We start from the raw sequence: 25,541 nt of genomic DNA, 5'->3' as shown, positions 1-25,541 counted from the left end.
GAAAACGTTTTTCTCGCGCGCAAACGTCAAAAAATATCAAATTACGCTGCGAAAATCGGGAAAAGTGAAAGAATCTGTTGCACGCCATTGCGCGAACGCGCGACCCGGCGCACTCTTCGCGTGCGGCATGCTATAGGGCCAAATCGGCCACTCACCGCCTATATTGTAGAGGCTGACGCGTCGCCCCGCCCGAACAGCCCCGCTGACGGACAGGGCATGCGAGCGCCTCGGCGGCTGCCGCGAGCGCAGGCCGGCCCTCCTTTTTCGGGCGGCCCGCGCAGGGAGCCATAACTGTTGTTTGTCGTCGTTGTCGACTCGTTCAACCAAGAGAGGAATCCAAGATGAACATGAAAATCGCGACTCGCCTGTCCGTCTTCGCACTCGCCGGCGCACTGCTCGCAGGCTGCGCCACGCAGCAAGGCAACAATACGGCCGTCGGCACCGGCACGGGCGCGGCGCTGGGCGCAGGGATCGGCGCACTGGCCGGCGGCGGCAAGGGCGCGGCGATCGGCGCGGGCGTCGGCGCACTGGTTGGCGGCGTGACGGGTTACAACTGGCAAGCGATCAAGAACAAGCTCGCGCCGTCGGCGGCGCAGACGGGCACGCAGGTCACCGAACAGCCGGACGGCTCGCTGAAGCTGAACGTGCCGAGCTCGGTCACGTTCGCGACGAACCAGTACGCGATCACGCCGGCGTTCACGCCGCTGCTGAACGACCTCGCGACGACGCTGAACCAGAACCCGCAACTGACGGCGTCGATCGTCGGCTACACGGACAGCACGGGCTCGGCGCAGTTGAACCAGACGCTGTCGCAGAACCGTGCGCAAAGCGTCGTGAACGCGCTCGTGCAGCGCGGCGTGAACGGCGGTCGTCTGTCGGCGCAAGGCATGGGCCCGTCGAACCCGATCGCGGACAACGCGACCGAAGCCGGTCGCGCCCAGAACCGCCGCGTCGAGATCTACCTGCGCGCGCCGCAACAGCATCAGTAAGCACGACCACGAGGGGAAACGTGCGGGCATCCTGCCCGCACAGCCCCGCCCGGCAAGGCTTCGGGCGGGGCCGGTAACAAATCGAAAAAATTTTCGAACTTCTGTCGCGGGCCGTGGTCAGTATTTACGGTACGCGGCTGGTGTTGCCGGCGCGTCACCATTCTCCTCTTGTCGTTGTTGCTCCGGGGCCGTATCCGCCCCGGTTTTTTTTGCCCGCAGAATTCGTGCTGCAGCGCAGCACAACACGACCGGGCACGCCGCACGTGCGGCCTCGTCCCCGCTGCCGCCCCGTCGCGGCGCATGCTCGCCGCGCTGGTCCGCGCCCCTGCTAGAATCGCAGTTTCCCGTCGTTTTTCCCGCTGTTCTTCTCCAGACCCTATGTCCGCATCCGACCTCACTTCCGTGCAGGCTGCGGCGCCGCAAGGCGGCCGCCAGATCCTCGTTACGTCCGCCCTGCCCTATGCCAACGGGCAGATCCACATCGGCCACCTGGTCGAGTACATCCAGACCGACATCTGGGTGCGGACGCTGCGAATGCATGGCCACGAGGTCTACTACATCGGCGCCGACGATACGCACGGCACCCCGATCATGCTGCGTGCGGAGGCGGAAGGCCTGACCCCGAAGCAGCTGATCGACCGCGTGTGGGCCGAGCACAAGCGCGACTTCGACAGCTTCGGCGTGTCGTTCGACAACTTCTACTCGACCGATTCGGACGAGAACCGCGTGCTGAGCGAGAAGATCTATCTCGCGCTGCGGGAAGCCGGCCTGATCGCCGAACGCGAAATCGAGCAGGCCTACGATCCGGTCAAGGAAATGTTCCTGCCGGACCGCTTCATCAAGGGCGAGTGCCCGAAGTGCCACGCGAAGGACCAGTACGGCGACAGCTGCGAAGTGTGCGGCTCCACCTACCTGCCGACCGAGCTGCTGAACCCGTATTCGGTCGTGTCGGGCGCGACGCCGGTGCGCAAGACGTCGAAGCACTACTTCTTCCGCCTGTCCGACCCGCGCTGCGAATCGTTCCTGCGCGAATGGGTGAGCGGCCTCGCGCAGCCCGAGGCGACCAACAAGATGCGCGAATGGCTCGGCGACGCCGGCGAAGCCAAGCTCGCCGACTGGGACATCTCGCGTGACGCGCCGTACTTCGGCTTCGAGATCCCGGGCGCGCCCGGCAAGTATTTCTACGTGTGGCTCGACGCGCCGGTCGGCTACTACGCGAGCTTCAAGAACCTGTGCGCGCGCAACGGCGTCGATTTCGATGCGTGGATCCGCCCCGGCTCGAAGGCCGAGCAGTACCACTTCATCGGCAAGGACATCCTGTACTTCCACACGCTGTTCTGGCCCGCGATGCTCGAGTTCTCGGGCCACCGCACGCCGACCAACGTGTTCGCGCACGGCTTCCTGACGGTCGACGGCGCGAAGATGTCGAAGTCGCGCGGCACGTTCATCACCGCGCAGAGCTACATCGACACGGGCCTGAACCCCGAGTGGCTGCGCTACTACTTCGCCGCGAAGCTGAACGCGACGATGGAAGACATCGACCTGAACCTCGACGACTTCCAGGCGCGCGTGAACAGCGATCTCGTCGGCAAGTACGTGAACATCGCGAGCCGCGCGGCCGGCTTCCTGATCAAGCGTTTCGACGGTCGCGTGCAGGACAGCGCGATGAACCATCCGCTCGTCGCGAAGCTGCGCGATGCCATTGCGCAGATCGCCGCGAGCTACGAAGCACGCGAATACGGCCGCGCGCTGCGCCACACGATGGAGCTCGCGGACGAAGTGAACGCGTACGTCGACGGCGCGAAGCCGTGGGATCTCGCGAAGGATCCGGCCAACGCGGTCGCGCTGCACGAAACCTGCAGCGTGAGCCTCGAGGCGTTCCGCCTGCTGTCGCTCGCGCTGAAGCCGGTGATACCGCGCGTCGCCGAAGCGGTCGAAGCGTTCTTCGGGATCGCGCCGCTCGCGTGGGCCGATGCCGCGAAGCCGCTGTCGTCGGCGCAGCCGATCAAGGCGTACCAGCATCTGATGACGCGCGTCGATGCGAAGCAGATCGAAGCGCTGCTGGCCGCGAACCGCGATTCGCTGCAGGCCGGGGCAACGGGTGCGGCCGCCGCGAGCGCGAACGCCGCGAAGGATGCGAAGAACAACGCCAAGGCGAACGCGAAGCCGGCCGCCGTGAACGGCGCCGACGACGCGCCGATCTCGATCGACGATTTCGCGAAGATCGACCTGCGCATCGCGAAGATCGTCGCGTGCCAGGCCGTCGAAGGCTCGGACAAGCTGCTGCAGCTCACGCTCGACGTCGGCGAGGAAAAGACCCGCAACGTGTTCTCGGGCATCAAGTCCGCGTACCAGCCCGAGCAGCTCGTCGGCAAGCTGACGGTGATGGTGGCGAACCTCGCGCCGCGCAAGATGAAGTTCGGCCTGTCCGAAGGGATGGTGCTCGCCGCGTCGGCCACCGACGAGAAGGCAGAACCGGGCCTCTACATCCTCGAGCCGCACAGCGGCGCGAAGCCGGGCATGCGCGTGAAGTAAGCGCAACGCGCGGCTGCCGGCGCAAAAAAGCCCCGCACGATGCGAATCGTGCGGGGCTTTTTTATCGTCGCCCGGTACGCCGTGCCCCCCTCACCGCTGCCCGAACCACCGATCGAAGCGCCGCGTGTAGTTCAGGTCGACACCCTGGAACGTGCCGCCGTACGCCGACACCGACCAGAAGCGCGTCAGGTTGATCGTCGCCTTGAACGCGTTGCTCGCCGATTGCAGCCCCTGCTCGAAGCCGAGCACGAAGCGCTCGTTGATCGCCTTCGACACCAGCACGACCTGCGGATCGGTCAGGCCGACTTCGCTGCGGCCGACCGACACCTCGTCGAGACCGAAAGTCTGTGCGACACGCTTGCCGGTCACGCTGCCGAGCAGCCCGAGCGCCGCCGTCATCGCGCCCTGCTGGCCGACGTTGTTGCCCTGGTCGGTACCGTGCCCGAACAGCAGCCACGACAGCTTTTCGTTGTCGGTGACGTTCGGCTCCGACACGAGCTTGACCGTCGGCGACTGGATCGTGCCGACCACCTGCACGCCGGCCTCGACCTCCTGGTTGCGCCGCATCGCGAGAATGTTCACGCCCGGGTTCGACACCGGGCCGTTGAACGTGAAGAAACCGTTCTCGATCGCGAGCTTGCGGCCGAACGTCGTGTACGTCGAACCTTCCGTCACGCGCACGTTGCCGACCGCGCGCAGCGGCACGCCCGGCGCGCTCATCACGGTGATCGTGCCGCGCAACCCGAGATCCGCGCCGTGGCCCTTGAAGCGGAAGTTGTTGCCGAGGCCGACGTCGATGTTCGCGCGCGGCGCCAGCGACGGCGCGGGCTTGTTGTCGACCGGCTTCGGCTTCGCGGCCGCGGTGCCGGTCGGCGTCTCGCCGCGCACCGTGCCGTCCGGCTGCACGATCACGACGTCGTCGGACAGGTGCGGCGCCGATTGCTCGGGCAGGTCGAACAGCGCGCGATCGACCATGAACTTGCCGTCGATCGACAGCGCGCCGCGCGGCCCGTCGTTCGCGACGGTGGCCTTGCCCGACAGCGACAGCTTGCGGTCCGGCGCCGCGAACAGTTCGAGCTTGTCCGCGACGATGCTCGCGGTCAGGTCCGGCGCCTCGCCGTCGAGGCGCACGCGGCCGAGCGCGCGCAGCGTGCCGTCGCCGCCGTGGAACTCGACCTGCTGGAATTCGACGAGGTTGTCCGACAGCTTCACGCGCACGATCCCGTCCTTCAACTGCACGCCCTGATCGATCAGCGTCGCGGACAGCTCGTCGCCGGTCAGCGTCCCCGACAGGTTCGGCTTCACCGGCGTGCCGGAGACGGTCAATTTCAGCGCCGCGCGCCCGCCGAGCAGGTAGCTCGGCCCGAACAGGTTGCCGGTCGTCTTCAGCGCCGGGATGTCGGCGTCGATGCGGCCCGACAGCGGGCCGTCGTCGACGATGCCGAACACGCCGTCGCGCAGCGCGAACGGCACCGCGACGTTCGCGTCGAGCGTGCCGATCCGGCTCGCCTTCGCGAGCGCCGTCACGTTGAGCCGGTTGCCGGGCGCGAAGCTCGCGCGTGCGGACAGGTCGGTCAGGCCGAGCGACGCGATGCCGCGCCCGGTCTCGATCGTCACGTCGCCGCCGCGGCGCTTCACCTGCACGTAGCCCGTCGCGTTCGCGCCGAGCGAGAAATCCCAGTCGGCATCGAGCACGACGTCGGTCCGCACCGGCGGCCGCTGGCCGGTCAGCGCCTGGCGCACCTCGAGGAAACGCGCGACCGACGCGCCCGTCACGGCGCCCGCCGAGCGCATCTGGCCGCGATCGAACACGAACGATTTCAGGTCGATCGCCGCGCCTTCGAGCGTCAGCCGCGTCGCGCCGAGCGTCACGCGCCCGGCGCCGGCCGATATCGTCAGCGGCGCCTGCAGCGCGAGCGCCGGCGTGCCGCGATTCGCGAGACGCGTGACGGTGCCGTCCCAGCGCATGCCGTCGCGGGTCTCGACCACACCGCCGTTCGCCGCGAGCGTCAGGTCGATCACGCGGCCGCCGGCCGCCCCGAGCGCCGATGCGTCGAGCGTGTGCTTCGCGCGCGTGCCGTCGAGGTTCGCGCGCAACGACTTCAACTGGAACGAGCCGAGCGCGATGTCGGCCGCGTCGGCCGTGAACACGAGCGCGCCGTGCGCGCCGTCGCGGATGTCCGCGCGGCCCTGCGCGGTGCCGATCCGGTTCGAACCGACGACGACGTGCTCGGCCTTGTAGGTGGCCGTCACGTTCGGATGCGCGAAGCTGCCGGTCAGGTCGCCCTGCGCCTGCACGAGCCCTTCGACACCGAAGCCGAGCCGGTCGAGCTGCGGCGCGTCGACGACGAAGCGCAGCCGGTCGCCGGGTGCGCCGAAGCTGCCGCGCAGGTCGACGTGGTTGCCGGCGATCGACAGGTTCGCGTTGCTCGGCAGGATCCGCGAGCCGGCGAGCTGCACGACGCCGGCGCCCGTCAGCGGCACGCCGTCGTACAGGCTGTCGGCGAGCTTGAAGGTCGCCTTCGTCGACACCTGCGGCGCGAACGCGCCCGACGCGGTCAGCGTGCCCGACACGCGCGTCTCGCCGCGCCTGGCCGGCGCCTTGGCGGCCTTCGCGGGCGCCTTGCCGCCGCCTGCCTTCGGCGCGCTCGCCGCGGCGAGCAGCAGCGGATCGAACGCGGTCAGCGTCGCCTTCGCGTCATAGGTCGAATGCGCGTCGTGGCGGAACACGCCCGTCAGGTCGATGCGCCCCTTGCCGGCCGTCACGCGCGTGTCGGTCAGCACGGTCTGCTGCCGCGTCAGCGCGACCTTGGCGCGCGCGCCCAGCGCGAGCTTCGGGTCGCTCAGGTTGAAATCGACGGTCGTCACGTCGCCCGCGAGCGTCACGCCAAGCGGGCCGCCGAGGCGCATCGGCCGCAGCTCGGCGACGAACGCGTTCAGGTCGAGGTTCGCGACCTTCAGGTCGAAGCGGCCCTTGCCGCCCGCGAGCGTACCGCCGCCTGTCACGCTGCCGTCGCGGATCAGCTTCAGCGCGAGGCCGTCGATGCGCTGCGCGTGCGCGTCGAGATGCACGGTCGCGTGCGCGTCGATCACCGGCAGCAGATGGTCGCCGAGCGTGCCCGGCTTCGCGTTGACGATCGACACCGGGCCCGTCACCGCGAAGCCCTTCGCGGGCGCGGAGCCCGCCGGCGCGCTCACCGGCGCGAGTGCCGCGCGCACCGCGAGATCGGCCGCGGGCGCGCCGGGCGACAGCGCCTGCGGGTTCACGTGGTCGAACGCGAGCGACGCACGCGTGAGCGGCACCGGGCCGAACGGCGCGGCCTCGACGTGCGCGCGCCCGTTCAGCTTCATCCCGCTCGCGTCGACGTCGGCGACGAGCGCCTCGAGCGAGCCCGACACACGGGCCCGCGCGTCGACCGGTTCGTCGGACAGCTTGCCGGCGTAGGTGGCCTCGCCCGTCAGCGCGAACGGCTTCACGCCGTCGAGCTTCGCGCGCGCGGTCAGCGCGCCGTACGGCGTATCGACGCCGTCGAGCACGAGTTCATGATGACGGCCGTCGCTGCGGCCGTTCAGCGCGAGATGGTCGAGCTGCGTCGTCGAGCCGCCGTCGTGAATGGCGAGGCGATCGACGCGCAGGTCGTCGATCCGCACCTGCAGCGGCAAGCTCAGGTTCTGCGGCGTCGTGCTCGGCGTCGACGGCCCCGGCGCGATCCGCACGTCGATCGTGCCGGCGCGCAGATACGCGATGGACAGCCGCCACGGCGCGCGCGTCAGCGCCCAGCGACCGTCGAGCCGGTCGATGCGAACCTCGGTGCCGGTGCCGTCGGGGCTCGTCCACGCGAACCCGCGCAAGCGCACGCCGGTCGCGAGCGAGCCGCCGTCGAGCGTGCCCGCGACTCGCGTGCCGAGCACCTTGCCGGCCGCCTGCCACGCGAGCCGCGTGCCGCGCTCCGTCGTCACCGCCCCCACCACGAGCCCCGCCGCCAGCACGACGAGCAGCACGAGCGACACGAGCGTCCACGCGAGAACGCGCCACGCGCGGCCGCGCCGCGGCGCGCGCGGCGGCCGCGGCGGCGTATCGGGCGCGCCGCCGGGCGAATCCGGATCGTGAGGCGGCGGCGTGTCGTTCGGGTCCTTCGTCATGCGGTTCGTCGTGCGTGTCGTCGTGAACAGGGCGACAGGTTCAGAAAGCGATGCCGAGTGTCAGGTACGGGCGCACGCTATGGTTGCGCAAGCCGTACGCGACGTCGACGTTGATCGGGCCGACCGGGCTGCGCCAGCGCGCACCGACGCCCACGCCCGGATAAAACACGCGCTCGCCCCACGCATCGGTCGCGGTGCCGATGTCGAAGAACGTCGCGGCGCCCCAGTCGCGGTTGAACCAGTGCTGGTATTCGGCCGTACCCGTCATCAGGTACTTGGTCGGCAAAACGGAGCCGGCGACGCTGTTACCGATGCTCTGGTAACCGTAGCCGCGCACCGAATTCGAGCCGCCCGCGCGGAACAGCAGCGACGCCGGCACGCCGGACGAGCTGCCGCTCGTAAACACGCCGCCGAGCTCCGCGCGGAACACGAACAGGTCGCGCTTGCCGATCGGCAGATACTGCTGCCCGCGCGCGTAGCCGCGAATGAAGGTTTCGTCGGCCAGCACGTGCTTGACCGCGAAGCCGGCCTCCGCGTGAATCAGGTTGCCCGAGCGCGGGAACAGCGGATCGTCGACGTTGCGGCGGGTCCACGCCCACTGCGGCACCAGCGCGCGGCTCGTGGTCGGCCCCGCGCCGTTCTGGTCGAGCCGGTCCTGGTAGTACATCAGCGAATACGCATAGTCGATGAACTGGCCGGTGCGCGTGCGCTGCACGCCGACCCGCGCGCTGTAGATGCGCGTATCCGACACGTTGGTGTTCGTGTACGACGCGAGCACGCTGTTGGTCCAGCCCTTCTCGCCCGGCGGCATCGACAGCTGCACCTGCCCGTACTGCTGGATCTGGTCGACCCGGCCCGACACGGTCAGCGGCCACGCGGCGCCGAACGTGTCGAGATACGTATAGGAGCCTTGCACGTGCGGCCCGGTATCGGTCGCGAAGCCAACGCCGCCGCGAATGTTGTTGTACGGGAATTCGCTGACCTTCACGTGCACGGGCGTGCGCTCGGGCTTCGACGTATCGTCGCCGACGTCGATCGCGACGCTCGCGTAGTACGGCGTGTTCTGCAGTTGCCGCTGCAATTCGGCGATCCGCCGCACGTCGTAGATCTCGCCTTCCGACAGCGGATTGACGTTCGTGACGATCCTTTCCGGATAGCGGCGCACGCCGTCGACGTCGACCTTGCCGATCGTAAACGTCGGGCCGCTGTCGAACGCGACCGCGAGCGTCGCGCGCTGCGTGCGCGGATCGATGCGCGCCTCGGACGACGCGATCTTCGCGCCGAGATAGCGGCGCGACTGCAGTTGCCGGAGCGCCGCGCTCTTCGCGTCGTCCCAGTCGGACTGCGTGAACGGGTCGCCAGGCTTCATCGAGAACGCGAAGCGCGTGGCCGTTTCCTGCTTCGGATCCTCGGTTTCGACGGGGCCCTTGAACGTCAGGTCGACCGTCGACACGACGGTCTGCTTGCCCGGATCGACCGCGATGCGCACGTCGCGCTTGCCGTCGCGGGTGCGCACGTCGGTGCGCACGATCGGCGAGAAATAGCCGGCCGTCGCGGCCAGGTCGCGCACCTGCTGCGGCGTGGCGGTCACGAGGAAGTCGAACTGGTCGTCGCTGATGTCGTCGCGCTTCGCGAAGCGGGCGATATCGAGATGCGTCTTCAGGAGCTTGCGGATCGAGCGCGGCGCGTCGATGTCGACGTCGTACTTCGCATGGGCCGGCAGCGCGAAGCACGCGGCCAGGCAGCCCGCGAGGGCCGCCCGCGCGACGCGGGCCGCGGCGCCGGCGTGATCGCGCGCCGCGCGCGGGCCTGCATCACGCGCCGTGTGTGCTCGATGGTTCGACTGCCCCGCCAAATATGACCTCGCCGTGCTGGTTTGTTACGGTTTCGTGGAAAACCCTGTATTTGACCACAGGGCGCGGGCGTCACAGCCAAACGATTGTGAAAGAATGCCAGCCCCGGGCAGGGCCGCCGCACGATCCCCGTCGGCACCGGCCCGCCGATTCGACGCGCGATTGGCGCCGGCTGTTCCCCGCGATGCGGTAAAATCCCGCCATCGTGAATCCGGCGCATCGTGCGCCGCCCGAAACGGAAGATCCAGCCATGCCGTACCAGTCCGACGTCACGCAGTTCCTGAACCAGCTCAAGCAGCAGAAGCCGACGCTCGAGGAAGAGCAGCGCAAGGGCCGTTCCCTGTTGTGGGACAAGCAGCCGATCGATCTCGAGGAGCGCGCCGAGCAGCAGGAATCGCGCGTGAAGCAGACGCCGTACGTCTACTACCAGAACTTCTGACGACGTGAGCGCCGCCGACGAGGCCAGCGCCGCCCGGCAGGACGACGCGATCGCCGCGCCCGCGGGCGCCGATTCGACGCCCGACACGGTCGACGGTGTCGCGGCGTTCGCTCGCCTGTACGGCGAGCCGCTCTTCAAGCTACCGCAGGATCTCTACATCCCGCCCGACGCGCTCGAGGTGTTCCTCGAGACGTTCGAAGGCCCGCTCGACCTGCTGCTGTACCTGATCCGCAAGCAGAACTTCAACGTGCTCGACATCCCGATGGCGCAGGTCACCGCGCAATATCTGGGCTACGTCGACCAGATCCGCACGTCGAACCTCGAGCTCGCGGCCGAGTACCTGCTGATGGCCGCGATGCTGATCGAGATCAAGTCGCGGATGCTGCTGCCGGTGAAGAAGGCCGACACCGGCGAGGAAGCCGAGGATCCGCGCGCCGAACTCGTGCGCCGGCTGCTCGAGTACGAGCAGATGAAGCTCGCCGCGCAGCGGCTCGACCAGTTGCCGCAGCTCGGCCGCGATTTTCTGCGCGCCGAGGTGTACATCGAGCAAAGCGTCACGCCGCGCTTTCCCGACGTCAATTCGGACGACCTGCGCGCCGCGTGGGCCGACGTGCTCAAGCGCGCGAAGCTCGTCCAGCACCACAAGATCTCCCGCGAGGAGCTGTCGGTGCGCGAGCACATGAGCCTGATCCTGCGCCGGCTGCAGAATGCCCGCTTCATGGAGTTCGCCGACCTGTTCGACACGTCGCGCGGCGTGCCGGTCGTCGTCGTGAACTTCATCGCGATGCTCGAGCTCGCGCGCGAATCGCTGCTCGAGATCACGCAGGCCGAGCCGTTCGCGCCGATCTACGTGCGTCTCGCATACCTGCCCGCGTAAGGGCCGCCCCCGCCACTTCCCGTTCCCGGTTCGTCCCGACGCTCGCGCTTCGCCGCGGCGGAAGGCCGTCCGGCGGGTGTCCCGCACGTCCCGATATAAAGTGAACGATCGTTCTTTTATCGATGCGTCGCGCGGCCAAATCCTCTACAATCCGCCGACGCCCGATGCGCCGCCCGCGCGCCGGCGTTGTCCGCTTCGACCCCGGCGCCGCTGCTGCGGCGCCCACGCGCACCTGCGCGAGGAACCCGCTACCCGATCATGAAAGTCATCAGCTCGATCCAGGAACTGCGCGACCAGTTGCGCGGCCAGAACCGCACGGCGTTCGTGCCCACGATGGGCAACCTGCACGAAGGGCACCTGTCGCTGATGCGCCTCGCGCGCCAGCACGGCGACCCGGTCGTGGCGAGCATCTTCGTCAACCGGCTGCAATTCGGCCCGAACGAGGATTTCGACAAGTACCCGCGCACGCTCCAGGACGATATCGAGAAGCTGCAGCAGGAAAACGTGTACGTGCTGTTCGCGCCGACCGAGCGCGACATGTACCCGGAGCCGCAGGAGTATCGCGTGCTGCCGCCGGACGACCTCGGCGGGATACTCGAGGGCGAGTTCCGTCCCGGCTTCTTCGCCGGCGTGTGCACGGTCGTCACGAAGCTGATGTCCTGCGTGCAGCCGCGCGTCGCCGTGTTCGGCAAGAAGGATTACCAGCAGTTGATGATCGTGCGCCGGATGTGCCAGCAGCTCGCGCTGCCGGTCGACATCGTCGCGGCCGAGACCGTGCGCGACGAGGACGGCCTCGCGCTGTCGTCGCGCAACCGCTACCTGACGGCCGACGAGCGCAAGGAAGCGCCCGAACTGGCGAAAACGCTGCAGCGCGTGCGCGACAGCGTGCTCGGCGGCGAACGCGACCTCGGCAAGCTCGAGCAGCACGCGCACACGCACCTGGCCGAACGCGGCTGGGCGCCCGACTACATCGCGATCCGCCGCCGCGCGAACCTGATCGCACCGAGCGCCGCCGAACTCGAAGCCGGCGAGCCGCTCGTCGTGCTCGCGGCCGCGAAGCTCGGCGCGACCCGCCTCATCGACAACCTGGAAATCTGACGGCCGGCCCGCCCGCGCCTCTCACGACGCATCACGGAGACCCCATGCAGCGCCACATGCTCAAATCGAAGATCCACCGTGCGGCGGTCACGCACTGCGAACTGCACTACGAAGGTTCGTGCGCGATCGACGAAGACCTGCTCGAAGCGGCGGGCCTCATCGAAAACGAACGGATCGACATCTGGAACATCAACAACGGCGAGCGCTTCTCGACGTACGCGATCAAGGGCGAGCGCGGCAGCGGGATGATCTCGCTGAACGGCTCGGCCGCGCGCCGCGCGCAGTTGGGCGACCTCGTGATCATCGCGGCGTTCGCGATGGTCGACGAAGCCGAACTGCAGGCCGGCTGGAAGCCGAAGCTCGTGTTCATCGACGAAGGCAACAAGATCAAGGGCCATCGCGATCACGTGCCGACGCAGAACTGGACGTAAGCCGAGCGGCACGCCCGCGGGCCGCGGCGCGCGGCCGCGGCGCTGCCGTTTGCCGCCGACGGGCCGGATACCGTACGCCACGGGATCCGGCCCTTTCTCATTGGGTATCGCGCCGGCCGGGACGGCCCGGGCGCTCAGGAAGCCTTCGCGGCCTTCGGCGCGCGGCGCTCGGCCCATTCGACGATCGGCCGCCACTGCTCGAGATCCTTCTCGACGCGACTTTTCGCGACGTCCCACAGCGTCAGGCCGTGCGCGGCGATCTGCACGTAGTTCTGCGTGTCGCGCACGTAGCCGAGCACCGGCAGGCCGAGCCCTTCGACGAACCGGTGCAGCTGGTCGGACGAACGCGTGCGCGCATCGACCCGCATCCCGACGATTCCGACCTCGACGCTGCCCTTGCGCACGGCCTTCTCGCCGGCGAGGCGCTCCAGAAACTGCTGCGTCGCGAGAATATCGAACATCGACGGCTGCAGCGGCACGATCACCTTGTCGGCCAGTTGCAGCGCGACGTTGAGCCGCGTGCCGTGCAGGCCGGCCGGCGTGTCGATCACCGCGTATTCGAGCCCGCGCGGCGGCTTCGACGGCGCGTCCGGATCGAGTTCCCACGCCTCGATCGCCGGCAAGCCGGCCGGCCGCAGGTCGAGCCACGCATGCGCGGACTGCTGCCGGTCCAGGTCGGCCAGCGCGACCCATGCGCCCTGCGCCGCGAAATAGCCGGCTAGATTGGTGGACAGCGTGCTCTTGCCCACGCCGCCCTTCGGATTCGCCACCACGATGACCGTCATGAATTCCCCCGAAAAAGCCGCGCGGCGCCGACCGCATGGCAGGCGCCGCTCGATTGCGGATACAGGGAGCGATGATATCGGCAAACGGGGGGTCACCGGAACCGGTGGCGAGGAACCACGCCCCCCTTTCGTCCGCTTTCCTTCACGTCACGCGCTCTGGAGGGCTGTGTCCCGCGCGCCGATCGCGAACGCGCCGCCGCCCAGCAGCGCCTGCACGGCCAGCGTGACGGCCCAGAACGCCGGATATTCCCAGCCGCCGTGCGGCGACGCGAAGCTCCAGCCGTTCGGCAGATGCGCGGCCACCGCGCCGAGCATGAACGGCAGCAGCACCAGCGCGACGACGCGCACGCGGAACCCCGCGAGCAGCGCCACGCCGCCCGCCAGTTCGACGAACGTGGTGAGGTACGCGAGCCAGCCCGGCAGGCCGATCGACGCAAAGAACTGCGCGGTGCCGGGCAGCGTGAAAACGAACACCTTCTGCGCGACGTGCGCGAGGTACAGCACGCCGAGGGCGACGCGCAACAGCGTCGCGGCGAAATCGTTCAGGCGGTTGGGGTTCATGACGGAGTCCTTCGGGAGTGGATGGGAATGGGTCGCACTCTATTCGAATCGATTCAACCGATAAACATGCCAACCGGCTTAAATTGATTCTCCTTTGGAACGAATTGACGCAAAAAAAAGGCATGACCGATCATGCCCTGCGTCCCGCTCAGTAACCGCTCTTGCCTGGCGTGGCATCGCCGCCGGACTGGCCGCCACCCGGCGCATACGAATCGCACGCATGCGCCGCCGACGACACGCCCAGCAGCGCCGCAAGCAGTACGCTCCACCACCATCGAGCCCTCATCGTCGCCCTCCTTCGGGCGGACCTCCGCCCTCCTTCGTTGTACGCGATGGCGCGGAAAAAGCGAGGGCGGACCAGCGCGAACTCAACGAAACTCGGCGTACAGCGCGTCGAGATCGAGGTGCTCGGCGAACGTGTCGGCCAGCCGCTCGAGCGAAGCCTCGCGCAGCGCCGGGTAATCGATGCGGGCCGCGCCGTCGAGCCCCGCCCACGCGAGCAGCGCCGCGCAGGCGTCGGGCGCGTCGAACAGCCCGTGCACGTAGGTCGCGAGGATCTGGCCGTCGGCGGACATCGCGCCGTCGGGACGCGTGCCCTCCGCCGGGACATCGGCGGCCAGCGTCAGCGCAGGCGTCGCGAGCGCCGGCCCGCGCGTGTCGCCCATGTGGATCTCGTAGCCGTGCACGGCCGCCGCGCCCGACAGCGCGAGGTGCCCCGTCACGTTCTTCAGCGTCTTGTCGGGTTGCAGCGTCGTGTCGAAATCGAGCAGCCCGAGCCCCGGCACGCTGCCGGGCGCCCCCTCGAGGCCGAGCGGATCGTCGAGCGTGCGGCCGAGCATCTGCATGCCGCCGCAGATGCCGATCACCTTGCCGCCGTAGCGCAGATGGCGCCGGATCAGCGCGTCCCAGCCCGCGTCGCGCAGCCACGCGAGGTCGCGCTGCACGCTCTTCGAACCGGGCAGGATCAGCAGGTCGGCGTCGGGCACGGGGCCGCTCTTCCAGTACGTGAATTCGACCTGCGGATGCGCGCGCAGCGGATCGAAATCGGTGTGGTTGCTGATGCGCGGCAGCGCGGGCACGACGACGCGCAACACGCCGGTTTCGCCGCGTGCGGCGGCGCTGCGCGCTTGCCCGGGCAGCATGTCCTCCGCGTCGAGCAGCAGCCCATGCAGGTATGGCAGCACGCCGAACACCGGCTTGCCCGTGCGCGCACGCAGCCAGTCGAGCCCTGGTTCGAGCAGCTTGAGGTCGCCGCGGAAGCGATTGATCACGAAGCCGCGCACGCGCGCGCGCTCGCTGTCGGACAGGCAGGCGAGCGTGCCGACCAGATGCGCGAACACGCCGCCGCGATCGATGTCCGCGACGAGCACGACCGGGCAGTCGACGCGCTCGGCAAAGCCCATGTTCGCGATGTCGCCATCGCGCAGGTTGATCTCGGCCGGACTGCCGGCGCCTTCGACGATCACCGTGTCGTAACCGGCACGCAGGCGCGCATACGACTCGAGTACCGCATCGAACGCGACCGGCTTGTAGTCGTGATACGCCCGCGCGTCGAGGTTCATGCGCGCCTTGCCGTGAATGATCACCTGCGCGCCGCGGTCGCTCGTCGGCTTCAGCAGCACCGGATTGAAATCCGTATGCGGCGCGACGCCGGCGGCCAGCGCCTGCAGCGCCTGCGCGCGGCCGATCTCGCCGCCGTCGACCGTCACCGCGCTGTTGAGCGCCATGTTCTGCGGCTTGAACGGCGCCACGCGCGCGCCGCCGCGGCGCGCGAGGCGACACAGGCCCGCGACGAGCGTGCTCTTGCCCGCGTCGGATGTCGTGCCCTGGATCATCAGCGTGCCGCGCGGCCGCGGCTCGGGTGCATTCATCGTGTAAAAGGTCGTCGCGAAGCAAAGGCCGCATTATCGCCCGCGGCGGGTCGCCCGCGCCGTTACAATCACGCGATGATTCCGCACGACCTCACCTTCGTCCTCGGCGGCGCGCGCTCGGGCAAGAGCGCGCATGCCGAGCGGCTCGCCGCCGCCAGCGGCCGCCCCGTCACCTACATCGCAACCGCGACCGCCGCCGATGCCGAGTTCGAACAGCGCATCGCGCATCACCGCGCGCGCCGGCCCGCCGAATGGGGGTTCGCCGACGCGCCCGTCGATCTCGCGGGCACGCTCGCGCGGCTCGACGATCCGCACGCCTGCCTGCTCGTCGACTGCCTGACGCTGTGGCTCACGAACCTGCTGTGCCCCGCCGACGGCGAACCGCTCGACGATGCGCAGTACGCGGCGCAGGTCGAACGGCTCGAACGCGCGTTGCGCGGCGCACGCGCGAAGGTGATCGTCGTCAGCAACGAGATCGGGCTCGGCGTCGTGCCGCTCGGCTCCGTCACGCGCCGCTACGTCGACGAGCTCGGCCGCCTGAACCAGCGCGTGGCGGCGCTCGCCACGCGCGTCACGCTGCTGGTTGCCGGGCTGCCGCTCGACCTCAAGGCGGGCGCCCCGTCATGCTGATGCTGTCGCTGCCCGTCGTCGCGATGCTCGCGGTCGCGGCCGCGCTCGTCGACCGCGCGATCGGCGAGCCGGCCGGCTGGCATCCGCTCGTCGCGTTCGGCCGCTTGGCCGCGCGCATCGAAGCCGCGCTGAACACGGGGCGGCGCGGCCGCGTGGTCGGCGTCGCCGCGTGGCTCGCGGCCGTCGTGCCGCCGGTGGCCGTCGCGGCATGGCTCGTCGCCATGCTGCCGTGGCCGTTCGCGGCTGCGCTGCACGTCGCGCTGCTGTGGTTCGCGCTCGGCGCGAAGAGCCTCGCCGACCACGTCGCGCCGATCGCCGCCGCGCTGCTGCGGCGCGACCTCGACGCGGCGCGCACGCTGACCGCGCGCATCGTGTCGCGCGACACGAGCAACGCTGACGAAGGGGCGCTGTCGCGCGCGGCCGTCGAATCGGCGCTCGAGAACGGCAACGACGCGATCTTCGGCGCGCTCTTCTGGTTCGTCGTCGCGGGCGGCCCCGGCGCGTTGCTGTTCCGGCTCGCGAACACGCTCGACGCAATGTGGGGCTACCGCACGCCGCGCTTCCTGACCTTCGGCTGGGCCGCCGCACGCATCGACGACGCGTTGAACTGGATTCCCGCGCGCCTCACCGCCGCGAGCTATGCGCTGCTCGGCGACACGGCCGCCGCGTGGCGCTGCTGGCGCACGCAGGCGCGCCACTGGGACAGCCCGAATGCAGGCCCCGTGATGGCCGCGGGCGCCGGCAGCCTGAACGTGCAGCTCGGCGGGCCGGCCGTCTATCACGGCGAGATCGAGGATCGCCCGGCGCTCGGCACCGGCGCCACGGCAACCGCCCTTCACATCGTCGCCGCGCTGTCGCTCGTCACGCGCACGCTCGCCCTGTGGCTCGCGCTGCTGGTCGCGAGCGGCGCAATCGTCATGGCCACCCATCATGTCTGATTCATCCATCGCGCACGGCGGCAACCTGCACGAGGCCGCCCGCCGCCACGGCATTCCGTACGACGCTTGGCTCGACCTGTCGACCGGCATCAATCCAGTCGGCTATCCCGTGCCGCCCGTGCCGGCCGACGCCTGGCGCCGGCTGCCCGACGACGGCGACGGCCTCGCGGCCTGCGCCGCGCAGTACTACCACGCACCCGATGCCGCGCACGTGCTGCCGGTCGCCGGCAGCCAGGCCGCGATCCGCGCGTTGCCCGCGCTGCTGCCGGCCGGCGAGGCCGGCGTCGCGGCGCTCGCGTATGGCGAATATGCGCCCGCGTTCGCGCGCCACGGCCATCGCGTCGTCGCGCTCGACATCCGCGCGGATACACTGCCCGCGACGCTGCGCCACGTCATCGTCGGGAGCCCGAACAATCCGACCGCCGAATGCGTGCCGACCGGGCGCCTGCTCGGCTGGCATGCGCAACTGGCCGCGCGCGGCGGCACGCTGATCGTCGACGAAGCGTTCGCCGATACGGGCGCGACGCCGTCGCTGGCGCCGCACGTCGATCGTCCGGGGCTCGTCGTGCTGCGCTCGGTCGGCAAGTTCTTCGGGCTCGCCGGGATCCGCGCGGGCTTCGTGCTCGCGTGCCCCGATCAAATCGTCGCATTGCGCGACAGGCTCGGCGCGTGGACGGTCGGCGGCCCCGCGCGCCACGCGGTCGCCGCGGCGTTCGCCGACCGCGCGTGGCAAGCTGCCGCCCGCGAGCGGCTTGCGGCCGACGGCGAACGACTGGCCGCGCTGCTGCGCGCGCACGGCTTCGCGGTTCGCGCGACGCCGCTCTTCAGCTGGACCGACGACCCGCGCGCCGCGGCGCTGCATGCGGCGCTCGCGGCGCGCGGGATCTGGACGCGGCACTTCCCGACCCCGTCGAGCGTGCGCGTCGGCCTGCCGGGCAGCGAAGACGAATGGCGGCGCCTCGGCGACGCGCTCGCGCATTGCGTGCCGCTGCTGCAGCGGAGCCCGGCATGAGTCCGCGCCCGTTCCGCCCGTTCCGCCGGCTTGCGCCGGCCGCGCTGCTGGCCGCGCTCGCCCACGCGCCGCTCGTCCACGCCGACGTCACGGCCCGCGACGACGCCGGCAATACCGTCACGCTGCCCGCGCCCGCGCAGCGCGTGATCAGCCTCGCGCCGCACGCGACGGAACTCGTCTACGCGGCCGGCGGCGGCGCGAAGCTCGTCGGCACCGTCACGTACAGCGACTATCCGCCCGCCGCGCAAGCGGTGCCGCGCGTCGGCGACAACAAGGCGCTCGACCTCGAACGCATCGCCGCGCTGAAGCCCGACCTGATCGTCGTCTGGCGGCACGGCAACGCGCAGCGGCAGACCGACGCGCTGCGCGCACTACACATCCCGCTGTTCTTCAGCGAACCGAAACATCTCGACGACGTGTCGTCGTCGTTGCGCCGGCTCGGCACGCTGCTCGGCACGCAATCGACCGCCGATGCCGCCGCGGGCGCCTTGACGCGGGACATCGCCACCCTGCGCGCACGCTACGCGGCACGCGCGCCCGTCACGATGTTCTTCCAGGTGTGGGATCGCCCGCTGACGACGCTCAACGGCACGCACCTGATCAACGAAGTGTTCGAACTCTGCGGCGGCCGCAACGTGTTTGCGTCGCTCAAGCCGCTGGCGCCCGCCGTGACCGACGAGGCCGTGCTCGCCGCGAATCCGGAAGCGATCGTGACGACGAGCGCCGGCGCGACCCGTTCGAACGAACCGCTGCCGAGCCTCGCGCGCTGGCGCGCGTGGCCCGCGCTGACGGCCGTGGCGCGCAACAACCTGTTCGCGATCGACGGCGATCTGCTGACGCGGCCGTCGCCGCGGATCGCGCAAGGCGCGGCCGCGCTGTGCGAGGATCTGGATGCCGCGCGTGCGCGGCGGCCGGCGCGCTGATTTCCGGCGGGCTGCGGATGCATCGCGCACCGATGCCCGGATGCGTACGGTGTGCGAGACAGAGCGTCGTTCACATGCAGACGCAAGCGTGCCTATGCGTCCCAGTGCACGACTTCCCACGTTCGCGCGGCATCCTCCATGCGCAGCCACACAACTCCGCCCGTCGGCACCGGCCGCGAGAGCAACGTGTCGAGCGGTATGCGCAGCACATGCGACGCGAATGCGCGGATCACGCCCGCGTGCGTGACGATCCATTGCGGCCCGTCGAACGCCGCAAGCGCGTCCGCCTGCCGTGCAACCCGCGCGGCGAATCGCGCGACGCTTTCCCCGCCGTGCGCGCAGGCATGCATCAGGTCGGCCGCCCACGCATCGAGCGCCGCACGGTCGATATCGTCCCAGCGCCGCATTTCCCACGCGCCGAAATCCATTTCCTGCCAGTCGCCATCGCGCCGCAGCGGCGCGTCGAACGCCCGCGCGAGCCGTTCGGCCACCGATGCGCAGCGCGTCAGTGGGCTCGTCCACACCTGTTCCGGCGACGGCACCCCCAGTTCCGCCAGATGCGCGCGCACGGCCCGTGCGCCGTCATCAGCCGGTTCGGCGAGCGGCACGTCGCTGCGCCCGTAACAAACGCCGGGCTCGATGCCGACGGCCGGATGACGAATCAGGACGACGTCCATCCGAGCACCACGAGATAGATCGCCAGTTCGCCCAGTTGCTGCGCGAAACCGAGACAGTCGCCCGTATAGCCGCCGATCCGCTTCACGAAATAGCGGGCCAGCCACGCGCGCATCAGCACGAGCGCCACGCATGCGGCAACGCCCATGCGCCAGTCCGGCCAGAACAGCCACGGCAATCCGAACACCGCCGCGATGCACGCGGCACGTGCACCCATCCGTTGCGCGACCGGCTTCGCCTTGCCTTCTGGCCGCACGTAGTCGAGCGTCGTCAGCAGGCTCACGGCCATCGCGCGGCTCGCCGCATGCGCGGCGATCATCGTCCATGCGGCGCGCAGCGGCAGCATCGACGCGAGCGCCTGCCATTTCAGCCCGAGCGCGATCACGAGCGCGACCGCGCCGAACGTGCCGATCCGCGAATCGTGCATGATGCGCAGCACGTCGTCGCGCGTGTAGCCGCCGCCGAACGCATCGCAACTGTCGGCGAGGCCGTCTTCGTGGAATGCGCCGGTCGCGAGCAGCGTCGCGGCCATCGACAGCCCGACCGCGATCGATGCCGGCAGCGCCCGCAGTGCAACGAGATAGACGAGCGCGCCCCATGCGCCGACGCAGGCGCCGACGAGCGGGAAATAGCGTGCGGCCTGATCGAGATCGCCGGCCGCGTAGCCGATCGAGCGCGGCACGGGCACGCGCGTGAAATAGCCGAGCGCGACGAAGAAGTAGCGCAGTTCGGCCCGCATGCCGCGCGCGCGCTCAGGCGTCACGATTGTCGACGCCGGCCGATTCGAAGCTCGCCATCTCGGCGAGGAACGCGGCCGCCGCGCGCACCAGCGGCAGCGCGAGCGCGGCGCCCGTGCCTTCGCCGAGCCGCAGGTCGAGCGCGAGCAGCGGCTTCGCGCCGAAATGTTCGAGCATGCGCCGGTGGCCGGCCTCGTGCGACGTATGCGAGAACACGCAGTAGTCGCGCACGCCGGGCGCGATGCGCTCGGCGACGAGCAGCGCGGCGGTCGCGATGAAGCCGTCGACGAGGATCGTCATCCGCTCGCTCGCGGCCGCGAGGTACGCGCCCGTCATCATCGCGATCTCGAAGCCGCCGAACGTCGCGAGCACGTCGAGCGGCGCGATCGCATGCGAGTGCTTGACGAGCGCGCGGCCGAGCACCGCGCGCTTGTGCGCGAGCCCCTGGTCGTCGAGGCCCGTGCCGCGCCCGACGCATGCGTCGATCGGCACGTCGAGCAGGCGGCTCATCAGGCAAGCGGCCGACGACGTGTTCGCGATCCCCATCTCGCCGAAGCCGATCACGTTCGTGCCGAGCGATGCGTGCACGCGCACACGCGCCGCGCCGGCCGCCAGCGCCGTCATCGCTTCTTCACGCGTCATCGCCGGCTCCGCCGCGAAGTTGCGCGTGCCGCGCGCGAGTGGCAGCGACACCAGCCGGTCCGACGGCGGCAGCGGCGACGCGACGCCCGCATCGACGATCTCGAGCGTGCTCTGCGCGACGCCCGAGAATGCATTGATCGCCGCGCCGCCGGCCAGGAAGTTCGCGACCATCTGTGCGGTCACCGCCTGCGGGTAAGGACTGACGCCTTCGGCGGCGATTCCGTGGTCGCCCGCGAACACGATCATCACGGGACGCTGCACGACCGGCCGCTCGGAGCGCTGGATCAGGCCGATCTGCAGCGCGAGCGCCTCGAGCTGGCCGAGGCTGCCGGGCGGCTTGGTCTTGTGGTCGATCACATGCTGCAGGCGCTGGCGCAATGCGTCGTCGAGCGGCGCGATCGCGGGCGGGAATTGGGTCGGAGTCGTCATCGAGGAGCCGTGTCGTGCGCGCGGCATGCGCCGCGCATCGGAAAAGTCGGAACAGGAAAGGTCATGGTCGCGCAGGCCACGCCGGCAGCAGCGCATCGCGGCCGTTCTCGCGGATCAGCACGAGCGGATAGCCGAACGCGTCGCTCGCGCGCTCGGGCGTCAGCACGTCGTGCACGAGGCCGGCCCACGCCTGGCCGCGGCCGTCGAGCAACAGCGCATGCGTCGCGAAACGCCGCGCGAGATTCAGGTCGTGACACGAAAACATCACCGTGCGCGAGCCGGCCGCGAGCCACGCAGCCAGCGCGGTCAGGCAGTCGATCTGGTGATGCAGGTCGAGATGCGCGAGCGGTTCGTCGAGCAGCATCAGCGGCGCATCCTGGCACAGCGTCGCGGCCAGCGCGACCCGCTGCCGCTCGCCGCCCGACAGCGACATCACGTCGCGCGACGCGAGCGCGGTGAGGTCGAACGTCGCGAGCGCAGCGCGCGCGGCCGCGCGGTCGCCGTCGCGCTCCCAGCCCCAGCCGCCGAGATACGGAAAGCGGTTGAGCAGCACCGTGTCGAACACGGTCGCGCTGAACGCATCGTGTAATTGCTGCGGCATCAGCGCGCGGCGCTGCGCGAGTCGTTCGGGGCGCCACGCGGCAAGCGGCCGGCCGTCGATCTCGACGTGTCCCGCAGCGGGCGGCTGCAATCCCGCGAGCGTGGCGAGCAGCGTCGTCTTGCCGGCGCCGTTCGGCCCGGCGACGCACCAGATCTCGCCGGGGCGGAACACTTGCGTGAAGCCGTCGAGCAGCGTGCGCGCGCCGGCCTTCAGCGTCAGGTCGACGGCCGCGTAGCGCATGTCGCCGGCAGCGGCGTTCAGTGCGGCACCCGTCATCGCATCGGTCTCCTCAACAACATCCACAGGAACACCGGCACGCCGATCAACGCGGTCATCACGCCGACCGGCAATTGCGCGGGCGCGATCGCGGTACGCGCGAGCAGGTCGGCCGCCATCACGCCGCCGCCGCCCGCGAGCATCGCGGCCGGCAGCAGCATCCGCTGGTCGTTGCCGAACGCGAGCCGCAACGCATGCGGCACGACGAGGCCGACGAAGCCGATCGTGCCGGCCGTCGTCACGGCGGCCGCGGCGGCCAGCGACGCGACGAGATAGATTCGCACGCGCAGGCGCGCGACCGGTACGCCGAGCGCTTGCGCGGTGGCGTCGCCGCGCAGCAGCACGTTCAGTTGCGGCGCGGCCGGCAGCGCGACGCCTGCGCACAGCAGCAGCGCGCCCCACGCGAACCACGGCGCCGTCGCGCCGTTCAGGTCGCCCGTCAGCCAGAAGATGATGCCGCGCAGCCGCGCGTCGGGCGCGAGCGACAGCAACAGCGTGACGAGCGCGCCCCACCCCGCCGCGATCACGACGCCGGTGAGCAGCAGCCGCGGCGATGCATCGCGCGATTCGCCGCGCCACACCTCGCGCCTCGCGAGACCGAGCACGAGCGCGACCGAGACGAGCGAACCCGCGAACGCCGATGCGTCGACGAGCCACCACGCGCCACCCGCGATCATCGCGACGAGCGCGAAGCCGGCCGCGCCGCCGGACACGCCCAGCACGTACGGCTCGGCGAGCGGATTGCGCAGCAGCACCTGCAACAACGCGCCGGCCAGCGCGAGCAGCGCGCCGCACGCGAAGCCCGCGAGCGCGCGCGGCAGGCGCAGCGTCGTCACGATATCGGCAACGAGGGTATCGCCGCCATGCGGCACGAGCGACGCGAGCGCCTGCCACGGCGACATCGGCACGCTGCCGATCGACAGCGACGCGACGAACAGCAGCGCGACCGTGGCGGCCAGCGCGGCCCAGATGGCGGCGGCGCGCGCGGCGTTCATGCCGCGCACGGCCGCACGCACGACGCGCGGCGCATCCGCTTGCGGGAGTCGGCCGGGCGCGACGTGGGCGCGTGGCGGACGATTGGGGTCGGCATCGAAGAACGTTCCGTGAAGCATTGCGCGCCCTGCTTCCCCGCAGGCCGCGCGTCATGGAGCCCGTGCGGGCTCCCCGTCTCGGCCGGTATCCGGGCTGGCGGCGGTCCGGCTCGCCTTCCCGCGCGACGACGCGCAGTGGCCCGCGCCCGCGTGCGACCTGCACGCGAAACGCGCCCGAGCCGGCCTGCGTCACGCGACGCGGCCGCTTACCGTTGCGGGGGCAGCGCAGGTTGGCGCGCGCGTGGAGCCCGCACCCTGCTTCCCGTTTAACCGCGCGTCCTGCGCGCGAGCACCGAGGCGGCGCCAGTTTAGGAGCCGGTCGCGCAAGCGTCAAGGAAGCGTCCGGACCCGCGCGAGACGCGCCCATTCGCGGCAAGAAGCAGGGGTGTTACGACTGGAAACGTTACAGATGTCGGATTGCGCGTTATTCCGCGCTAAAATGCTGGGTCTTTAGAGGACGCAGCAAATGCTCAACGAACTCGAAACCCTGTCTCAAAATATTGGCCGTCTGATTTCGCTGAACAAGCGCTATCACTCGGAACGGCTCGCGCTCGAGGAGCAGGTCGCGCAATTGCGCGCGGAAGCGGACACGGTCCGCGCGGAGCTCGCGCAGCTGCGCGACGAACGCAATGCGCTCGCGGCCGAGCGCGACACGTTGTCGGCGAAGATCGACGACGCCCAGGTGAAACTGAACGCGATTCTCGAAAAGCTGCCGCGCTCGAAGAGCGCGGAGCAAGCCGACAACCAGCTCGACCTGCTCGATGCGCAGGCGCGCACGGATGGCGATGACGCGGCCAGCCACGGAGAACATGCATGAGCACCAAGCAGATCGAAGTCTCGATTCTCGGTCAGGCCTATCGGCTCGCCTGTTCGGCCGAGACCGAAGCGGCGCTGCTCGAAGCGGTCGCGCGCGTCGACGCCGAAATGTCGAAAATCCGCTCGAACAGTTCGGTGCGCGGCACCGATCGCATCGCGGTGATGGCGGCGCTGTCGCTTGCATCGGAATTGCTGCGGCTGCAAACGAGCGTGCGGCACGGTGAAGCATTTCCGGCCGAGGAAATCCGTCGTACAATGCACCAGATGAACGAACAGCTCGGCGCGGTGCTCGCACAGCACGAGACGCAGTAACGTTTCAAACGATGTGTCGATTCCCCTTGATCTCGGCGGTCAACGGTGGTCAAATTGGCGCATCGAATCACAGTTCAGTCAGCTTCCCTGCCTGGTTCGCCAAGGTCATATATTCCTTGAACCAATGCCATGTGCACGGTTGCGGAAATTTGTAGCACGGGCGCGCGCGTCACTCTGTCTGATGTACCCGAAGTGCTGCTAACTGCGACCAATTCTGAACCTCAGGTTCAGGATGCCGGCCTAGCGGCCAAGGTGGGGGCCTATCCAACGGCATCGGGAGTTCCCGATGCCGTTTCCTTTTTGAGGGCCTGCTTGCATGCGGCGCGCGCATGCAAGCAGGCCCTCATGCCCCTTCTGCGCCGATCACGACCATGCAATACTGGCTGATGAAGTCCGAACCGGACGAAGCAAGCATCGACGATCTCGCCAACGCACCGCAGCGCTCGCTGCCGTGGACCGGCGTGCGCAACTATCAGGCGCGCAATTTCATGCGCGACACGATGAAGATCGGCGACGGCGTGCTGTTCTATCACTCGAGCTGCCCCGAGCCAGGCATCGCCGGCCTCGCCGAAGTGTCGTCGACGCCCTACCCCGATCCCACGCAGTTCGATCCGAAAAGCCCCTACTACGACCCGAAATCGACGCGGGAAGCGCCACGCTGGCTGCTCGTCGACGTGCGCTTCGTGAAGAAATCGCCGCTCGTGCCGCTCGCCGCGCTGCGCGAGCACGACGAACTCGCCGACATGCGCGTGCTCGCGCGTGGCAACCGGCTGTCGATCACGCCCGTCACGCGCGCCGAATGGCGGTTCATCACCGAAAAGTTGATGAAGTAGGCGCGCGCCAAAGGTCAAATCTGGTCAGTACACCCTGCCGTCAC

Annotated in this window: 24 protein-coding genes, 1 other RNA gene and 1 riboswitch; of the genes, 14 read left to right on the top strand and 11 right to left on the bottom strand. The window is 69.7% G+C overall.

Annotation, left to right across the window (positions count from 1 at the left end):
* Nucleotides 1-341 precede the first annotated feature (341 nt).
* Entirely contained in the window at nucleotides 342-989 is a 648-nt protein-coding gene (locus tag LGM42_RS11565) for an OmpA family protein (protein ID WP_059576687.1), read from the top strand.
* Nucleotides 990-1,367: 378 nt separating this feature from the next.
* Nucleotides 1,368-3,524 (top strand): methionine--tRNA ligase, encoded by a 2,157-nt coding sequence (gene metG / locus LGM42_RS11560; protein ID WP_060311913.1) that lies wholly within the window; start codon nucleotides 1,368-1,370, stop codon nucleotides 3,522-3,524.
* A gap of 90 nt (nucleotides 3,525-3,614) precedes the next feature.
* Here the strand turns inward: metG and LGM42_RS11555 are convergent, their stop codons facing one another.
* Nucleotides 3,615-7,667 (bottom strand): translocation/assembly module TamB domain-containing protein, encoded by a 4,053-nt coding sequence (locus tag LGM42_RS11555; RefSeq protein ID WP_226232260.1) that lies wholly within the window; start codon nucleotides 7,665-7,667, stop codon nucleotides 3,615-3,617.
* Nucleotides 7,668-7,707: 40 nt separating this feature from the next.
* Nucleotides 7,708-9,522 (bottom strand): autotransporter assembly complex protein TamA, encoded by a 1,815-nt coding sequence (locus LGM42_RS11550; RefSeq protein ID WP_060311908.1) that lies wholly within the window; start codon nucleotides 9,520-9,522, stop codon nucleotides 7,708-7,710.
* Between the two features lie 248 nt (nucleotides 9,523-9,770).
* Between LGM42_RS11550 and LGM42_RS11545 the strand changes: the two genes are divergently transcribed.
* The 4 genes from LGM42_RS11545 to panD all read left to right on the top strand — a co-directional run bounded on the left by LGM42_RS11545 (nucleotide 9,771) and on the right by panD (nucleotide 12,365).
* A complete protein-coding gene (locus tag LGM42_RS11545) occupies nucleotides 9,771-9,959 on the top strand; it encodes a DUF3460 family protein (protein WP_006484044.1) in 189 nt (62 codons plus the stop codon).
* A gap of 4 nt (nucleotides 9,960-9,963) precedes the next feature.
* The gene (locus tag LGM42_RS11540; protein ID WP_012329011.1) at nucleotides 9,964-10,836 is read left to right on the top strand and encodes a segregation and condensation protein A; all 873 of its coding nucleotides are present in this window, start codon (nucleotides 9,964-9,966) and stop codon (nucleotides 10,834-10,836) included.
* A 258-nt stretch (nucleotides 10,837-11,094) separates the two neighbouring features.
* Nucleotides 11,095-11,934 carry a pantoate--beta-alanine ligase gene (gene panC, locus LGM42_RS11535; protein ID WP_059576698.1) on the top strand — a complete coding sequence of 280 codons (840 nt, stop codon included), beginning with the start codon at nucleotides 11,095-11,097 and terminating at the stop codon, nucleotides 11,932-11,934.
* Nucleotides 11,935-11,978: 44 nt separating this feature from the next.
* Nucleotides 11,979-12,365 (top strand): aspartate 1-decarboxylase, encoded by a 387-nt coding sequence (panD, locus tag LGM42_RS11530; protein WP_006484038.1) that lies wholly within the window; start codon nucleotides 11,979-11,981, stop codon nucleotides 12,363-12,365.
* Between the two features lie 134 nt (nucleotides 12,366-12,499).
* On the opposite strand, the gene LGM42_RS11525 is transcribed toward panD, so the two are convergent.
* From LGM42_RS11525 to LGM42_RS11510, 4 genes are all read right to left on the bottom strand, one after another.
* The gene (locus LGM42_RS11525) at nucleotides 12,500-13,150 is read right to left on the bottom strand and encodes a ParA family protein (RefSeq protein WP_124659003.1); all 651 of its coding nucleotides are present in this window, start codon (nucleotides 13,148-13,150) and stop codon (nucleotides 12,500-12,502) included.
* A gap of 147 nt (nucleotides 13,151-13,297) precedes the next feature.
* On the bottom strand, nucleotides 13,298-13,711 hold the full coding sequence (locus tag LGM42_RS11520; protein WP_226232259.1) for a DoxX family protein: 414 nt from the start codon (nucleotides 13,709-13,711) through the stop codon (nucleotides 13,298-13,300).
* Between the two features lie 148 nt (nucleotides 13,712-13,859).
* Nucleotides 13,860-13,997: a hypothetical protein gene (locus LGM42_RS11515; protein ID WP_180278209.1), complete on the bottom strand. Its 138-nt coding sequence runs from the start codon at nucleotides 13,995-13,997 to the stop codon at nucleotides 13,860-13,862.
* An 82-nt stretch (nucleotides 13,998-14,079) separates the two neighbouring features.
* Nucleotides 14,080-15,582 carry a cobyric acid synthase gene (locus LGM42_RS11510; protein WP_226232258.1) on the bottom strand — a complete coding sequence of 501 codons (1,503 nt, stop codon included), beginning with the start codon at nucleotides 15,580-15,582 and terminating at the stop codon, nucleotides 14,080-14,082.
* Nucleotides 15,583-15,657: 75 nt separating this feature from the next.
* Between LGM42_RS11510 and cobU the strand changes: the two genes are divergently transcribed.
* Genes cobU through LGM42_RS11490 form a run of 4 tightly spaced genes read left to right on the top strand, consistent with a single transcriptional unit; the run spans nucleotide 15,658 to nucleotide 19,085 of the window.
* Complete coding sequence (cobU, locus tag LGM42_RS11505; RefSeq protein WP_089465055.1) at nucleotides 15,658-16,212, top strand: bifunctional adenosylcobinamide kinase/adenosylcobinamide-phosphate guanylyltransferase; 555 nt, start codon at nucleotides 15,658-15,660, stop codon at nucleotides 16,210-16,212.
* Nucleotides 16,206-17,150 carry an adenosylcobinamide-phosphate synthase CbiB gene (gene cbiB / locus LGM42_RS11500; RefSeq protein ID WP_060311900.1) on the top strand — a complete coding sequence of 315 codons (945 nt, stop codon included), beginning with the start codon at nucleotides 16,206-16,208 and terminating at the stop codon, nucleotides 17,148-17,150. The genes cobU and cbiB overlap by 7 nt, the downstream gene beginning before the upstream one ends.
* The gene (cobD, locus tag LGM42_RS11495) at nucleotides 17,143-18,162 is read left to right on the top strand and encodes a threonine-phosphate decarboxylase CobD (protein WP_226232257.1); all 1,020 of its coding nucleotides are present in this window, start codon (nucleotides 17,143-17,145) and stop codon (nucleotides 18,160-18,162) included. Before cbiB ends, cobD begins: the two co-directional genes overlap by 8 nt.
* Complete coding sequence (locus LGM42_RS11490) at nucleotides 18,159-19,085, top strand: cobalamin-binding protein (RefSeq protein ID WP_226232256.1); 927 nt, start codon at nucleotides 18,159-18,161, stop codon at nucleotides 19,083-19,085. The genes cobD and LGM42_RS11490 overlap by 4 nt, the downstream gene beginning before the upstream one ends.
* A gap of 92 nt (nucleotides 19,086-19,177) precedes the next feature.
* Here the strand turns inward: LGM42_RS11490 and cobC are convergent, their stop codons facing one another.
* The 5 genes from cobC to LGM42_RS11465 form a co-directional block, all read right to left on the bottom strand.
* Nucleotides 19,178-19,762: an alpha-ribazole phosphatase gene (gene cobC / locus LGM42_RS11485; RefSeq protein WP_226232255.1), complete on the bottom strand. Its 585-nt coding sequence runs from the start codon at nucleotides 19,760-19,762 to the stop codon at nucleotides 19,178-19,180.
* Nucleotides 19,747-20,499 (bottom strand): adenosylcobinamide-GDP ribazoletransferase, encoded by a 753-nt coding sequence (locus tag LGM42_RS11480; protein ID WP_226232329.1) that lies wholly within the window; start codon nucleotides 20,497-20,499, stop codon nucleotides 19,747-19,749. The genes cobC and LGM42_RS11480 overlap by 16 nt, the downstream gene beginning before the upstream one ends.
* Nucleotides 20,500-20,512: 13 nt before the next feature.
* A complete protein-coding gene (cobT, locus tag LGM42_RS11475) occupies nucleotides 20,513-21,568 on the bottom strand; it encodes a nicotinate-nucleotide--dimethylbenzimidazole phosphoribosyltransferase (protein ID WP_226232254.1) in 1,056 nt (351 codons plus the stop codon).
* 61 nt (nucleotides 21,569-21,629) lie between these two features.
* Nucleotides 21,630-22,445, bottom strand: coding sequence for an ABC transporter ATP-binding protein (locus LGM42_RS11470; protein ID WP_226232253.1), 816 nt, complete (start codon nucleotides 22,443-22,445; stop codon nucleotides 21,630-21,632).
* On the bottom strand, nucleotides 22,442-23,557 hold the full coding sequence (locus LGM42_RS11465) for a FecCD family ABC transporter permease (RefSeq protein WP_059646292.1): 1,116 nt from the start codon (nucleotides 23,555-23,557) through the stop codon (nucleotides 22,442-22,444). The genes LGM42_RS11470 and LGM42_RS11465 overlap by 4 nt, the downstream gene beginning before the upstream one ends.
* A gap of 41 nt (nucleotides 23,558-23,598) precedes the next feature.
* Nucleotides 23,599-23,848, bottom strand: a riboswitch (cobalamin riboswitch).
* A gap of 154 nt (nucleotides 23,849-24,002) precedes the next feature.
* On the opposite strand from LGM42_RS11465, the gene LGM42_RS11460 reads away from it, so the two are divergent.
* From LGM42_RS11460 to LGM42_RS11445, 4 genes are all read left to right on the top strand, one after another.
* Nucleotides 24,003-24,353, top strand: coding sequence for an ATPase (locus tag LGM42_RS11460; RefSeq protein ID WP_006478092.1), 351 nt, complete (start codon nucleotides 24,003-24,005; stop codon nucleotides 24,351-24,353).
* Nucleotides 24,350-24,664 (top strand): cell division protein ZapA, encoded by a 315-nt coding sequence (locus LGM42_RS11455; RefSeq protein WP_011352906.1) that lies wholly within the window; start codon nucleotides 24,350-24,352, stop codon nucleotides 24,662-24,664. Before LGM42_RS11460 ends, LGM42_RS11455 begins: the two co-directional genes overlap by 4 nt.
* 81 nt (nucleotides 24,665-24,745) lie before the next feature.
* A non-coding RNA gene (gene ssrS, locus LGM42_RS11450) (6S RNA) lies at nucleotides 24,746-24,927 on the top strand.
* A gap of 108 nt (nucleotides 24,928-25,035) precedes the next feature.
* Nucleotides 25,036-25,497, top strand: a complete 462-nt coding sequence (locus LGM42_RS11445; protein ID WP_059576737.1) for an EVE domain-containing protein — start codon at nucleotides 25,036-25,038, stop codon at nucleotides 25,495-25,497.
* Nucleotides 25,498-25,541 lie beyond the last annotated feature (44 nt).

The organism is Burkholderia sp. AU39826, assembly GCF_020419965.1.
GTDB lineage: Bacteria > Pseudomonadota > Gammaproteobacteria > Burkholderiales > Burkholderiaceae > Burkholderia > Burkholderia semiarida.
Note: the sequence above shows the minus strand (reverse complement) of the source record. Positions and strands in the feature narration are given on the sequence as shown.

Excerpts from the sequence above, each read along its gene's own strand:
- LGM42_RS11490 (WP_226232256.1), top strand. The coding sequence starts at position 18,159 with ATGAGTCCGCGCCCGTTCCGCCCGTTCCGCCGGCTTGCGCCGGCCGCG.
- LGM42_RS11545 (WP_006484044.1), top strand. The coding sequence starts at position 9,771 with ATGCCGTACCAGTCCGACGTCACGCAGTTCCTGAACCAGCTCAAGCAG.
- LGM42_RS11510 (WP_226232258.1), bottom strand. The coding sequence starts at position 15,582 with ATGAATGCACCCGAGCCGCGGCCGCGCGGCACGCTGATGATCCAGGGC.
- cobC (WP_226232255.1), bottom strand. The coding sequence starts at position 19,762 with ATGGACGTCGTCCTGATTCGTCATCCGGCCGTCGGCATCGAGCCCGGC.
- LGM42_RS11565 (WP_059576687.1), top strand. The coding sequence starts at position 342 with ATGAACATGAAAATCGCGACTCGCCTGTCCGTCTTCGCACTCGCCGGC.
- metG (WP_060311913.1), top strand. The coding sequence starts at position 1,368 with ATGTCCGCATCCGACCTCACTTCCGTGCAGGCTGCGGCGCCGCAAGGC.
- LGM42_RS11445 (WP_059576737.1), top strand. The coding sequence starts at position 25,036 with ATGCAATACTGGCTGATGAAGTCCGAACCGGACGAAGCAAGCATCGAC.
- panD (WP_006484038.1), top strand. The coding sequence starts at position 11,979 with ATGCAGCGCCACATGCTCAAATCGAAGATCCACCGTGCGGCGGTCACG.
- LGM42_RS11465 (WP_059646292.1), bottom strand. The coding sequence starts at position 23,557 with ATGCTTCACGGAACGTTCTTCGATGCCGACCCCAATCGTCCGCCACGC.
- LGM42_RS11460 (WP_006478092.1), top strand. The coding sequence starts at position 24,003 with ATGCTCAACGAACTCGAAACCCTGTCTCAAAATATTGGCCGTCTGATT.
- LGM42_RS11470 (WP_226232253.1), bottom strand. The coding sequence starts at position 22,445 with ATGACGGGTGCCGCACTGAACGCCGCTGCCGGCGACATGCGCTACGCG.
- cobT (WP_226232254.1), bottom strand. The coding sequence starts at position 21,568 with ATGACGACTCCGACCCAATTCCCGCCCGCGATCGCGCCGCTCGACGAC.
- LGM42_RS11455 (WP_011352906.1), top strand. The coding sequence starts at position 24,350 with ATGAGCACCAAGCAGATCGAAGTCTCGATTCTCGGTCAGGCCTATCGG.
- cobU (WP_089465055.1), top strand. The coding sequence starts at position 15,658 with ATGATTCCGCACGACCTCACCTTCGTCCTCGGCGGCGCGCGCTCGGGC.
- cobD (WP_226232257.1), top strand. The coding sequence starts at position 17,143 with ATGTCTGATTCATCCATCGCGCACGGCGGCAACCTGCACGAGGCCGCC.
- LGM42_RS11555 (WP_226232260.1), bottom strand. The coding sequence starts at position 7,667 with ATGACGAAGGACCCGAACGACACGCCGCCGCCTCACGATCCGGATTCG.
- LGM42_RS11515 (WP_180278209.1), bottom strand. The coding sequence starts at position 13,997 with ATGAGGGCTCGATGGTGGTGGAGCGTACTGCTTGCGGCGCTGCTGGGC.
- LGM42_RS11480 (WP_226232329.1), bottom strand. The coding sequence starts at position 20,499 with ATGCGGGCCGAACTGCGCTACTTCTTCGTCGCGCTCGGCTATTTCACG.
- panC (WP_059576698.1), top strand. The coding sequence starts at position 11,095 with ATGAAAGTCATCAGCTCGATCCAGGAACTGCGCGACCAGTTGCGCGGC.
- LGM42_RS11520 (WP_226232259.1), bottom strand. The coding sequence starts at position 13,711 with ATGAACCCCAACCGCCTGAACGATTTCGCCGCGACGCTGTTGCGCGTC.
- cbiB (WP_060311900.1), top strand. The coding sequence starts at position 16,206 with ATGCTGATGCTGTCGCTGCCCGTCGTCGCGATGCTCGCGGTCGCGGCC.
- LGM42_RS11525 (WP_124659003.1), bottom strand. The coding sequence starts at position 13,150 with ATGACGGTCATCGTGGTGGCGAATCCGAAGGGCGGCGTGGGCAAGAGC.